Below are 11,942 nucleotides of genomic sequence, written 5' to 3'. Positions count from 1 at the left end.
GGATGCGGCATCATGGAAGGCGTGAGTACAGACACTCTGGTACGCCCGGAAACCACGACCGACGAGACGACCGGCGACGACGTCCCCAAGTTCTTCCACTACGTGAAGAAGGACCGGATCGCCGAGAGTGCCGTGATGGGCACGATGGTCGTCGCGCTGTGCGGTGAGGTCTTCCCGGTGACGCGCTCGCCCAAGCCCGGATCGCCCGTGTGCCCGGACTGCAAGAAGGTCTACGACGGTCTGCGCAAGGGCGGCGACTGAGCGGGTTCCCCGGCCGGTGTGGCCGGCGCCTCCGGTGAGGCGTCGGCCGATTCGTCGTCGCCGCGCACCTGACTGGTCAGCCACTCCTTGACCTGCTCCATCCTGGTCGCCCGCGCGGGCCAGAACTCCTGCACCGCGGCGTTGAACTCCGCGCCGAGAATCACCGCGAAGCCGAGAAAATAGGTGAACAGCAGGAACGCGATCGGCGTGGCCAGCGCGCCGTAGCTCACGCCGGTGGCGGTGATCCAGGACAGGTACCGCCGCAGCAGATCGCTGGCCCCCATGAAGAACACCCCGGCCACCAGCGCGCCCCCGAACAGCCGATGCCATGGCAGCGATTTGTGCAGAGCCAGCTTGTAGAGCGTGGTGAGCCCGACGATCAGCAGCAGGCCGACGATCGGGTAGTAGAACGTGTCGATCAACCGCAGCCCGGGTTCCCGCCAGGTGTCGGGCAGGACCCGGCCGATCCGGGTGGGTCCCAGCGCGATCACCGGCAGGACCAGCACCGCGGCCACCAGGAACTGCACATACAGCAGCAGCGCGAAGATCCGTTGCCAGACGGGATGGCGGGCGTCCTGCTGATCGTGGGCTTCCACGATCGCGTCGACGAAGGTCGCCATCGCCGAGGATCCCGCCCACAGCGACAGCACGAAACCCACCGACACCACCGCGCCGCGACCGCGGCCGAGCACGTCGTCGACGGTCGGCTCGATCAGGTCGGCGACGACCGAGGGGCTGAAGAACTCCCGGCTGAACGCGATGATCTTGGCTTCCACGATCTGCACCGTGTCCGGCCCGAACAGCCCACCCACGTAGCCGAGGCTGCCGAGCAGCCCGAGCAGCAGCGGCGCGAGCGAGAGCGTCTGCCAGAACGCGGCCGCCGCGGACTTGGCGAAAATGGAGTTGTTCCAGCTCTTGAGCGCCACCCGGACTACCAGCCGCCACGCCGCGGCGGGCCGGCGCACCCACCATGGGTGTTCGCGGGGACTTTGCCCAACGGGCTCGTCGGGCGCCGCGGGCAGCGCGGGGGCACCGCTGGGCTGGTGCGCCTGCGGTGGGTGCGCCGCGTCGGCTGCCCGGACCTGGTCGTTGTTCATCTCGCGTCAAGCATCCCGCACGAACCGGACGCGTGGGGGACGGGCCGGGCATCGTGTCGGCGGGTAACAGGTAAATGGCCGGTGACCTCGGGCGGGTTTGTGATGCCGGTCGCCCACCCCGCGTCGGTTTGGCGACACGCCGCACCGGGCGGCTAGGGTCCTCTGTGTGACTGGGTCGGGTGACGCCGCTGCGGCGAGGGATGCGGGTACACCGGGCGATTCGGCTGCCGGGGGTGCGTCGGGGGGTTCCCTGCGCGCGTGGCAGCGGCGCGCCCTGACGAAATACCTGGCCACCAAGCCGCGCGATTTCCTCGCGGTCGCCACCCCGGGCGCGGGTAAGACCACCTTCGCGCTGCGGGTTGCCGCGGAGTTGCTGGCCGACCGCACGGTGGATCAGATCACCGTCGTCGCGCCCACCGAGCATCTCAAGCACCAGTGGGCCGCCTCGGCCGCCCGCTCGGGCATCCAGCTCGACTCCCGGTTCTCCAACTCCACCGGCGGCACCTCGGGCGACTATCACGGCGTGGTGGTGACCTACGCGCAGGTCGCGGCCCATCCCACCCGGCATCGGGTGCGCACCGAGAACCGTCGCACGCTGGTGATTCTCGACGAGATCCACCACGCGGGCGACGCCAAGACCTGGGGTGACGCCACCGAGGAAGCTTTCGGCGACGCGACCCGGCGCCTCGCGCTGACCGGAACCCCGTTCCGCAGCGACGATTCCAAGATCCCGTTCGTCACCTACGAGCCCGACGAAGCCGGTTTCCCGCGCTCGCGCGCCGACCACTCCTACGGCTACGCCGACGCGCTCGCCGACGGCGTCGTGCGCCCGGTCGTGTTCCTGGCCTACTCCGGCGACGCGCATTGGCGTGACAGCGCGGGCGAGGAACACACCGCCCGCCTCGGCGAACCGCTCAGCGCCGAACAGACCGCGCGCGCCTGGCGCACCGCGCTCGACCCGGCCGGTGACTGGATCTCGGCCGTGTTGCGCGCCGCCGACACCCGCCTGCGTCAGCTGCGCGCCTCCGGCATCCCCGACGCCGGTGGCCTGGTGATCGCCACCGATCAGGAACGGGCCCGCGACTACGCCGAACTGCTCGAACACATCGCGGGCGAGCGCCCGACGGTGGTGCTCTCCGACGACCCGCAGTCCTCGCAGCGCATCGGCGAGTTCGCCGAGGGCACCCAGCCGTGGATGGTGGCGGTGCGCATGGTGTCCGAAGGCGTCGACGTGCCGCGCCTGGCCGTCGGTGTCTACGCGACCAGCGCGTCGACCCCGCTGTACTTCGCGCAGGCCATCGGCCGTTTCGTGCGTGCCCGCAGGCCGGGGGAGACGGCGAGTGTGTTCCTGCCGTCGGTGCCGGTGCTGCTCGACCTGGCCGCCCAGCTGGAGTTGCAGCGCGATCACGTCATCGGCAAACCGCACCGCGAGAAGAACGCCCTCGACGACGAACTGCTGATCGACGCGAACAAGACCAAGGACGAGCCCGGCGAGGAGGAGAAGTCCTTCGTCGCGCTGGCCGCCGACGCCGAACTCGACCAGGTGATCTACGACGGCTCCTCCTTCGGCACCGCCACCATCGCCGGCAGCGACGAGGAAGCCGACTACCTGGGCATCCCAGGCCTGCTCGACGCCGACCAGATGCGCGCCCTGCTGCGCGACCGGCAGACCCGTCAGCTCGCCGACCGCAGCGCCGCCCAGGAGTCCGCGCCCGCGCCGGCCGCGGTCGCCGAACGGATCGCCACCTCCGACAAGCTGGGTGAACTGCGCCGCGAACTCAACAGCCTGGTCGCCATGCACCACCACCGCACCGGCAAGCCGCACGGCGTGATCCACGGTGAGCTCCGCCGCGAATGTGGCGGTCCCCCCACGGCATTGGCGACGGCCGACCAGCTGGGGGAGCGCATCGCGGCCCTGCGCCGCCGGTAGCGGTCACGGGTCGCCGCGCCTAGGTCGTCGCTGCGGAGAGAACCTGCAGTGCGCTGTCCACCGTGGCACTGAGTTCGGCGTGGTCGACGTCGTCCCTGGCCTGGATCGACAGGCCGAAGAGGACGGTGCTGTAGAACGCGGCCAGCGCGGCCGAGTCGGTGCCGGGTTTCAGGTCGCCGTCGGCGACGCCGCGGTCGAGCCGGGCGCGGATGTCCGCGGTGGTGTGGCGGCGGGCCTCGACGAGGAATTCGCGGACCGCCGCCGTCCGGGTGGTGTAGGTCGCGCCGGCGAGCACCACCATGCAGCCGTGCGGGAGACCGGGATCGGTGTAGACGGTGATGTTGTCGCGCAGCATGGCTTCGATCGCGGCGTAGGCGGTCGGTTCCTCGCGCAACGCCCGCGCGGTGCGTGACCCTTCGGTGCGGCCGTAGAGCTCGACGGCGGCGCGGAACAGCGCTTCCTTGTCGCCGAACGCGGCGTAGAGGCTGGGCGAGTTGATGCCCATGGCGGTGGTGAGGTCGGTCATCGACGCGCCGTCGTAGCCGCGTTCCCAGAACACCTCCATGGCTCGCCGCAGGGCGACGTCGCGATCGAAGCCGCGGGGGCGGCCGCGTTCTGCCATGGGAAACCTTTCTGTGCCGATCGGTAAATATACCCCCGAAGAAACCCTTGACGTCGCCGCCGGTCTGCGCTTGGCTATTTATGTATCGATCACTACAGAATTGGAGCAAGCCGGATGACGAGCAGCACCACCGTGGCCCTGGTGACCGGCGGCAGCCGGGGGATCGGCGCCGCCATCGCCCGCAAGCTGGCCGCCGCGGGCGCCGATGTGGCGTTCACCTACCAGCGCGACGAGGTCGCGGCGAAGTCGGTCGCCGCGGACATCGAGGCGCTGGGCAGGCGAGCACTGCCGATCCGCGCCGACAGCGCCGACGCCGCGCAGGTCGTCGCCGCCGTCGGCCGGACCGCACGCGAGCTGGGCGGATTGAACGTGCTGGTGAACAACGCCGGGATCTTCCCGGCCAAGCCGTACGAGGAATTCGGCGTCGACGAGATCGACCGCGCGCTCAACATCCACGCCCGCGCGCCGTTCGTCGCGGGTCAAGCCGCGCTGGCCCACCTGGGCGAGGGCGGCCGGATCATCTCCATCGGCTCGAACCTGACCGACCGCGCGCTCTTCGGCGGACTTGCCCTGTACAACCTGAGCAAGTCGGCGCTCAACGGCTACACCAAGGCCCTGGCCAGGGAACTCGGCCCGCGCGGCATCACCGTCAACCTCGTCCAGCCGGGCCCGACCGACACCGACATGAACCCGGCGGGCAGTGAGCACGCACCCGCGCAGCGGGATTTCAACGCGCTCGGCCGGTTCGGCGCCGCCGAGGACGTCGCCGATCTGGTCGCCTTCCTGGCAGGCCCGTCGGCCCGGACGATCACCGGGGAGATCATCACGATCGACGGCGGCACCAACGCCTGAGTGCCGCACCCTCGGTGAACTTGCCAGTGGCTGCGCCGCGGTCGGCGTCGCCGCGGCCGGCTTCGGCAGATCGCGGCGACGACGGCGGTGCCACCGGGCCACCGCGCCCCGGCGAAGCGCTCAGTGCACCCGCTCGAAGAACTGGGTCGGGTCGAGCGCGTTGATGCTGGTCCAGCGCGGTTCCTGGACCGGTGCCTCGGCATCGTCGGTGGCGTCGAAATAGCCCTGCAGTTCCAGCGCCAGCCGTGGATTCTCGTCCACGCACCGGGCGATCGTGTACAGCACCGCGAGCACGTGCACGCACCGCGCGGTCCGCGCCGAGCACGAGCAATCGATGCTCACCACGGTCGGCGCGGGGGAGGCTCCGGCATCGAGCAGCGCCCGGTGCATCTCGTCGGTGAGCACGGTCGGATCGGGGATCGCCTGCGCGATCGCGGTCACCGCCGCCCGCGACAGCGGCGCCACCTCGACATGCGCGATCGAGGCCTGCCCGCCGCGATGCAGGTGCGCGCGCACTGCCCGCGCCTCGATCTCGACGCGGACCCCGTCGTTGCGGGCGATGCTGCGGGCGCGGGGCAGCAGCGGTTCGGGGCGGGTCTGGCGCAGCGGTTCGGCCAGCCGCACCCAGTCCCTGCCCCACGCCGTGTAGCCGAATTCGTTGTCGGCCATCAGTTCTCTCGCTTCCGTCGCAGGATGTCGACGAGGGCGTCGTCGTCGAGCCGGGCCAACTCGGCGATGCCCGCCGCGTCCGAGAGATCGGTGAGCGCCGACTTGCGGGTGTGCATCGCCGCGATGTGCTCTTCGACGGTGGTCGCACTGGTCAGCGTGGTGACGGTGACCGTGCGGGTCTGCCCGATCCGGTGCGCCCGGTCCGAGGCCTGTGCCTCGACGGCGGGATTCCACCAGCGATCGAAATGGATCACATCGGCGGCGCGGGTGAGGGTGAGTCCGGTGCCCGCGGCGCGCAGACTCAGCACGAGCACCGGTGGGCCGTCCGGAGATTGGAACGCGGTGACGATCCCCGAGCGCTGGTCGGCGTCGAGCCCGCCGTGGAAGAACGGCGCGTCGACCCCGAACTGTTCGGCGAGATGACGCACCAGCAGCTCACCGGTCTGGCGGTACTGGGTGAAGATGAGCGTCGGGTCGCCGGTGTCGAGATTGGTGGCGACGATGTCGGTGCACAGGTCGAGCTTGCCGGAGCGGCCGGCGATCTCGCCCAGATCGCCGGAGATCAGCCCGGGATGATTGCAGACCTGCTTGAGGTGGGTGAGTGCGGCGAGCACCCGGCCCTGCCGTTGCAGACCGGAACCGAAACCCTCGTCTAGCGCCTCGGCCAGGACCGCGTCGTACACCCGTTCCTGCTCGGCGGTCAGATCGCACAGCAGATCGCTGTGGATCTTCGCGGGCAGCGAGGCCGCGACGTGAATCTTCTTGCGACCGAGCACCACCGGCTCGACGGCATCGCGCAACCGGGCCGCCGCCGCGGCGGAACCCTCCTCGATCGGCCGGACGAACCGGCGCCGGAACTGCGTGCGATGCGCGAACAGTCGCGGCACCGTGAGATTGAGCAGCGCGAACAGTTCGTCGAGATGGTTCTCCACCGGCGTGCCGGTGAGCGCCACCTTGGCGTCCGCGGGCAGGGCGCGCGCCGCCTTCGAGACCTGGGTGCGCGGATTCTTCAGCGCCTGCGCCTCGTCGAACACCACGGTGACCCACTGCTGTCCGGTCAGCGCCGCCCCGTGCAGGCGCAGCGTCGGATATCCGGTGACGACGACGGTCCCCGCCCCGGCGGGCACGTCATCGCCACGCCAGGACACCGCCTTCAGGCCCGGTGCGAACCGGGTGATCTCATGAACCCAGTTGCCCACCAGCGAGGTCGGGCACACCACGAGTTGCGGCCCGTCGGCGCGTCCCTGCAGGAACCCGATGGTCTGCACGGTCTTGCCGAGTCCCATCTCGTCGGCCAGCACCGCACCGCCGAACGCGTCGACGGTCTCGCGCAGCCAGCTCACCCCGCGCACCTGATACGGCCGCAACGTGGCATCCAGGACCGCCGCCAGCTCCGCATCGGCCGCCGCGGTCTCGCGCAGCACGCGCACCGCCCGCTGGGCCGAGACGATCGAGGTGCCGACCGCATCGGGGACGGCGTGCGCGGCGGCGGGCAGGTCGACGGAGCTCGTCGACGCGTCGCCGCTCACGCGGCTCGGCGGATCCGCCACAGCGGCGGCCAGCAGCTCACGCCACGCCAGAGCCGACGGCGCGAGGGTGGCGAGGGGGACGCCGGCCAGCTCGGCGGGTGTCACCACCGCGGCCGGGATCTCGACCGGTTCGACCGCGCCGCGCTCGCCCACGGGCAGCGCGAGCGTCAGCGCTTCGGGGTCGCCGATACCGGTGGGCGCGGTACCGGCGCCCTGACCGGTCCAGGTCCACAGCGCGAACAGATGGCGGTCGGGGAGATAGGTGGCCTGGGTGGCGGGCAGAGCGGTCTCCTCTGATCGGGCAACACGAACAACCGAACAACGTACACTGTACTGAGTTTGTTCCCGAGTGCCGGAAAGGACGGCTCGTGCCCACCGACGGCGTCGAGAAAGCCACCGAACAGGCCACGCAGATCCTCGAGCTGCTGTGGCGGCACGCCCTGCCCGCCAAGCCGGGAGCGCGCGGCCCGAAACCCGGTCTCACAGTCGACGCCGTGGTCGACGCCGGCATCGCCCTGGCCGATCGCGAGGGCATCGAGAAGCTGACGATCCGCGCGGTGGCCGCCGAACTCGGCCTGCGCGCGATGAGCCTCTACACCTACGTGCCGAGCAAGGACGCGCTGCTGGTGCTGATGGTCGACGCCGTCGCCGCCGACGACCCGGCGATCCCCGCCGACCTGCCGATCCGGGACCGGATGATCGCGATCGCCACGCGGATCAGAACCGAACTGATCGCGCACCCGTGGCTGCTCGAGGTCTCCCCGTGGCGCCAGGTACTCGGCCCCGCCAGGATGCGCCGCTACGAGAATCAGCTCCGCGCGATCTCCGACGCCGGGCTGACCGACCTCGCCATGGACCGCGCGATCGCGGTGCTCACCGACTTCGCCACCGGCAATGCCCGCCTCGCCGTCGCGGCCGCGGGTGCGACGGCCCAGCTCAGCGACGCGGACTGGTGGCAGGTGCACGGCCCGCTGCTGGCCGAGGTGATGCCCGCCGCCGACTTCCCCCTCGCGGGCCGGGTCGGCACCGCCGTCGGCGAGCACTATCAGGCACCGGCCGACCCCGACGGCGCCTTCGCCTACGGCGTCGCGACCCTGGTCGACGGCATCCTCGCCGACGCGGGCGACTGACCCGGACACAACAACAGCGGGCGCCCTGTCCGGGTCGCCCGCTGTCGGGATGTTCTGTTGTCAGATGTGATTGTTTCGGACGCGAGGAGTGGTCAGAGAGCGGGAGCGGATTCCGTGTCGATCACGGCTTCGAGCTCGCGCAAGCGGTCCATGTGTTCATTCGCGTGGTGCTGGCAGAAGAGCAACTCGCCACCCGCGGGAAGAACGGCACGCACTCGGGCAGCCGCCCCGCAACGATCGCAACGATCGACCGCGGTCAGTGGGGTGCTGGTCAGGGTTCCTGGCATGACTCCTCCGTCCCGGCTCCCGGCGCTGCGTGGCCGTTCGCCTAGGTGTGGGCCCCGTGGTCACTCCACGAGGCTCGCATCCGCTACTTCCCAGCAGGGGTACGACTACTCTGTCAGACGTTCGGGGTTCAGGCTTTGTTCCCGGAAGTGAATCTTTGTGTTTTCGATAACACGACCTGCGGTTTCGCTGAAAGCGAACACCACTGGTCACCGTCTCGAGCACCTGCCGATCACCCCACGGCGCAATCGCTGCCACCTCCCACTCGAACCAGTCACTCATCGATCTGTCGCTCGCTGCGGTGTTGCCCGTTACCCGCGGGCCGCGCCACCGAAGCGAGCACATCGTCGATCCTGTGCCAGGGTCTAACACGTCCGAACCTGTTGTCTATCCGGAGATTACCCGTGACATCCGACACCCACACGCTTGTTCACCTGTGTTCTTCCCAAGAATGGGAACAATCCCAGCGAACCGGGGAACGCAGGCCGCCGTCGCTGACCGAGAGCGGCTTCGTCCACCTGTCCACCCCCGCCCAGGTCCACCTGCCCGCCAACCGGCTCTTCGCTGGGCGCACCGACATGATGGTGCTGTGGCTGGACCCCGCCCGGTTCACCGGCGAGGTGAAATGGGAGCCGGGCGTGCCGACCGATCCGGCCTCGATGCTGTTCCCGCATCTGTACGCCCCGCTGCCGGTGGCCGCGGTGCTCGCGGCCGAGCCGTACCTGCCCGGCACGGACGGATTGTTCGGCACGCCCCAGCGCGGCGAAGTGGCGTAGACCACATCCGGGCTCACCGCACGACTACTGTGGACGGTGTGAACGTCGACGTCACAGCGCTACCGGGGATCGGAGTGCGCAAGGATTTCGAGGTCAAGTCGGGCCGCCGCGTCGGGGTGATCGCCCACCGCGACGGTGACATCGACCTGATCGTGTCCAAACCCGACGACCCGGATGCGATCGCCGCCCAGGTCCCGCTGTCCACCGACGAGGCGTCGGTGCTGGCGAACCTGCTCGGCGCGCCGCAACTGGTCGCCAAACTCAACGACGACCATCGCGACCTACCCGGGATCACCACCCGGCAGCTCGCGATCGGCGACGAATCACCGTACGCGGGTCGCACGTTGGGCGAGACCGGAATGCGCACCCGCACCAAGACCTCGATCGTCGCGGTGATGCGCGCCGGTCAGCTGCACCCGTCGCCCGGCCCGGATTTCACCTTCACCGAGGGTGATCTGCTTGTCGTCGTCGGCACCCCGGACGGCCTGGACGCGGCCGCGAAGATTCTCGCGCACGGCTGACGGCCGTGACCTCGCAGGCCCTGGCTCTGCTCGAGCTCGGCGTGATCTTGTTCGCGCTAGGCATCTGCGGGCGAGTCGCGGGCCGGTTCGGCATGTCACCGATCCCGCTGTACCTGCTGGGTGGGCTGGCGTTCGGGCGCGGGGGATTCTTCGAGCTGGAGGTGGCCACCGAGTTCGGGCACCTGGCCGGCGAGATCGGCGTCGTGCTGCTGCTGTTGCTGCTCGGGCTCGAGTACACCGCACCGGAACTCATGACGGGGCTGCGGCGCTCCTGGGCGGCGGGCGTGCTCGACCTGGTGGCCAACGCGCTGCCCGGGGTCGCGGTGGCGCTGATCCTGGGCTGGGGGGTGACCGGCGCCGTCGTCCTCGGCGGTGTCACCTACATCTCGTCGTCGGGCATCGTGGCCAAGGTGCTCGACGATCTGGGCCGTCTCGGTAACCGCGAGACCCCGGTCGTGCTGTCGATCCTGGTCTTCGAGGACCTGGCGATGGCGGTGTACCTGCCGATCCTGACGATGATGCTGGCCGGGCTGAGCCTGCTCAGCGGGCTGGTGTCGCTGGCGATCGCGCTGGCCACCATCTCGGTGGTGCTGGTGGTGGCGCTGCGCTTCGGCAGGCTGGTCTCGGCGGTGCTCGACAGCGCCGACCGCGAGGTGTTCCTGCTGCAGCTGCTCGGCGCCGCGCTGCTGGTGGCCGGTGCGGCCTCGGCACTGAACGTCTCGGCGGCGGTCGGGGCGTTCCTGCTCGGCATCGCGATCTCCGGTTCCACCGCGCACGAGGCGGCGAAACTGCTGGAGCCGCTACGTGATCTGTTCGCCGCGATCTTCTTCGTCGCCTTCGGGCTGTCGATCGATCCGGCCGCGGTGCCGCCGGTGTTCGGCTGGGCCGTCGCGCTGGCGGTGGTCACCACCGGCACCAAGGTGGCCGTCGGCTGGTGGGCGGCGAGCAGGCAGGGGATCCGCCGGATGGGCCGCGCCAGGGCGGGCGCCGCGCTGGTGGCGCGCGGCGAGTTCTCCATCGTCATCGCGGGCCTGGCCGTCGCCTACGGCAAGGCCGACGCGCGGCTGGCCGCCCTCGCCTCGGCCTACGTGCTGCTGATGGCGATTCTCGGACCGATCGCGGCCAGGGTCGTCGAGCCGGTGGTCGAATTCGCCCGGCGCCGCACCGACGTGGCGGCGAGCTGATCAGTCGACGACCCGGCGCGGCCAGCTGCCCGCGCCGTCGTAGACCAATTCCTCGGTGCGGTATTCGATGTGCTCGCGCGTCGGCGCGCCGGGGGCCGGGGGCAGGGGAGCGGGCGGAATCGGTTGCTGCCGAACGTTTTTCGGTTCGTGCCGGGAGGTCAGCCACATCCGCGGCAACGCCTCCTCGTTCTCGATCTCGGTGAGGCTGACACTGATCAGCACCAGCATGGTCACGATGCTGCTCACCCCGATCAGCGGCGCCAGCAGATCCATCGCGCCCGAGCCGGTCGGCGGGGCGGCGTGATGGTTGGAGTGGGCGTGCATGGCGGCCATGCCGGTGTAGTGCATCCCGGTGACGGCCACACCCATGATGATCGCCGCGCCCACCGTCGCGAGAAAACCCTTGACGCGCAACGTGAACCAGAGCGCCACGATCGAGGCGACCACCGCGATCACCATCGACAGCGTGACGATCTTCGCGTCGTAGGTCACCGTCGCCGTCGACCTCATCGCGTACATGCCGGTGTAGTGCATGGTGCCGACGCCGAGGCCGGTGATCGTGCCGCCGGCCAGCAGCGAGCGCAGCGTCGGCTGGGGCTTGTTGACCATGAACAGCCCGATCCCGACCACCACCATCGCGGTGACCGCGCTGAACAGCGTCAGCGGGATGTCGTAGCGGATCTCCGCACCGCGGATGGTGAAACCGAGCATGGCGATGAAATGCATGACCCAGATGCCGGTTCCGCCGATGGCGATCGCGGCGCCGATCAGCCAGCCGACCCGTCCCTCCACCGCGTTGCGGCCGCGGGCCGCGCACTGCAGGCCGAGCAGGCAGCCGGTGACGGACATGAAATACGCGAGAACAGGGGTGAACCAGCCGTAGCTGAAGTGATAGATGTCGAGCACGCCGCGAAAAACCCTCAATGCCGTACCGCAGACCGGCGGCGGTAGAACGAAAAACTGTCTGTGACAATACGGTGAAGATCGCGAATTCGCGGGGTTCACAGCGCAATCCGGCACTGTGGGTTTGATCACGAAAAGGTTACCGTCTCCGGTTTATTGGCAATACGGACCGATCGGCATTTT

The 11,942-nt window shown here is 69.8% G+C and carries 13 protein-coding genes; 7 read left to right on the top strand and 6 right to left on the bottom strand.

Annotated features, from left to right (window positions below):
- The first annotated feature begins 21 nt into the window (after positions 1-21).
- Entirely contained in the window at positions 22-261 is a 240-nt protein-coding gene (locus IEY60_RS04385; RefSeq protein WP_189024012.1) for a DUF3039 domain-containing protein, read from the top strand.
- On the opposite strand, the gene IEY60_RS04380 is transcribed toward IEY60_RS04385, so the two are convergent.
- Positions 231-1,199 (bottom strand): YihY/virulence factor BrkB family protein, encoded by a 969-nt coding sequence (locus IEY60_RS04380; protein WP_373291675.1) that lies wholly within the window; start codon positions 1,197-1,199, stop codon positions 231-233. The two genes, IEY60_RS04385 and IEY60_RS04380, sit on opposite strands and share 31 nt — an antisense overlap.
- Positions 1,200-1,608: 409 nt before the next feature.
- Here IEY60_RS04380 and IEY60_RS04375 point away from each other — a divergent pair, with 409 nt between their 5' ends.
- A complete protein-coding gene (locus IEY60_RS04375) occupies positions 1,609-3,288 on the top strand; it encodes a DEAD/DEAH box helicase (RefSeq protein WP_189024921.1) in 1,680 nt (559 codons plus the stop codon).
- A 19-nt stretch (positions 3,289-3,307) separates the two neighbouring features.
- Here the strand turns inward: IEY60_RS04375 and IEY60_RS04370 are convergent, their stop codons facing one another.
- Positions 3,308-3,910 (bottom strand): TetR/AcrR family transcriptional regulator, encoded by a 603-nt coding sequence (locus tag IEY60_RS04370; RefSeq protein WP_189024008.1) that lies wholly within the window; start codon positions 3,908-3,910, stop codon positions 3,308-3,310.
- 114 nt (positions 3,911-4,024) lie between these two features.
- Here IEY60_RS04370 and IEY60_RS04365 point away from each other — a divergent pair, with 114 nt between their 5' ends.
- Positions 4,025-4,762: an SDR family NAD(P)-dependent oxidoreductase gene (locus tag IEY60_RS04365; protein ID WP_189024006.1), complete on the top strand. Its 738-nt coding sequence runs from the start codon at positions 4,025-4,027 to the stop codon at positions 4,760-4,762.
- Between the two features lie 120 nt (positions 4,763-4,882).
- Here the strand turns inward: IEY60_RS04365 and IEY60_RS04360 are convergent, their stop codons facing one another.
- Positions 4,883-5,431, bottom strand: coding sequence for a hypothetical protein (locus IEY60_RS04360; protein ID WP_189024004.1), 549 nt, complete (start codon positions 5,429-5,431; stop codon positions 4,883-4,885).
- Positions 5,431-7,203, bottom strand: a complete 1,773-nt coding sequence (locus tag IEY60_RS04355; RefSeq protein ID WP_189024919.1) for a DEAD/DEAH box helicase — start codon at positions 7,201-7,203, stop codon at positions 5,431-5,433. The genes IEY60_RS04360 and IEY60_RS04355 overlap by 1 nt, the downstream gene beginning before the upstream one ends.
- Positions 7,204-7,328: 125 nt before the next feature.
- Here IEY60_RS04355 and IEY60_RS04350 point away from each other — a divergent pair, with 125 nt between their 5' ends.
- Entirely contained in the window at positions 7,329-8,090 is a 762-nt protein-coding gene (locus tag IEY60_RS04350) for a TetR/AcrR family transcriptional regulator (protein ID WP_189024001.1), read from the top strand.
- A 92-nt stretch (positions 8,091-8,182) separates the two neighbouring features.
- On the opposite strand, the gene IEY60_RS35515 is transcribed toward IEY60_RS04350, so the two are convergent.
- A complete protein-coding gene (locus tag IEY60_RS35515) occupies positions 8,183-8,377 on the bottom strand; it encodes a DUF7455 domain-containing protein (protein ID WP_029903635.1) in 195 nt (64 codons plus the stop codon).
- Between the two features lie 402 nt (positions 8,378-8,779).
- Between IEY60_RS35515 and IEY60_RS04345 the strand changes: the two genes are divergently transcribed.
- The 3 genes from IEY60_RS04345 to IEY60_RS04335 are packed head-to-tail and all read left to right on the top strand — an operon-like array spanning position 8,780 to position 10,856.
- A complete protein-coding gene (locus tag IEY60_RS04345; protein ID WP_189023999.1) occupies positions 8,780-9,151 on the top strand; it encodes a DUF952 domain-containing protein in 372 nt (123 codons plus the stop codon).
- A 38-nt stretch (positions 9,152-9,189) separates the two neighbouring features.
- A complete protein-coding gene (locus tag IEY60_RS04340; RefSeq protein WP_189023997.1) occupies positions 9,190-9,672 on the top strand; it encodes a cation:proton antiporter regulatory subunit in 483 nt (160 codons plus the stop codon).
- 5 nt (positions 9,673-9,677) lie between these two features.
- Positions 9,678-10,856: a cation:proton antiporter gene (locus IEY60_RS04335; RefSeq protein WP_189023995.1), complete on the top strand. Its 1,179-nt coding sequence runs from the start codon at positions 9,678-9,680 to the stop codon at positions 10,854-10,856.
- Here the strand turns inward: IEY60_RS04335 and IEY60_RS04330 are convergent, their stop codons facing one another.
- Complete coding sequence (locus IEY60_RS04330; RefSeq protein ID WP_229739531.1) at positions 10,857-11,780, bottom strand: MHYT domain-containing protein; 924 nt, start codon at positions 11,778-11,780, stop codon at positions 10,857-10,859.
- Positions 11,781-11,942 lie beyond the last annotated feature (162 nt).

It is taken from the genome of Nocardia rhizosphaerihabitans, from assembly GCF_014646295.1.
GTDB lineage: Bacteria > Actinomycetota > Actinomycetes > Mycobacteriales > Mycobacteriaceae > Nocardia > Nocardia rhizosphaerihabitans.
This window is presented reverse-complemented; position numbering and strand designations above follow the sequence as displayed.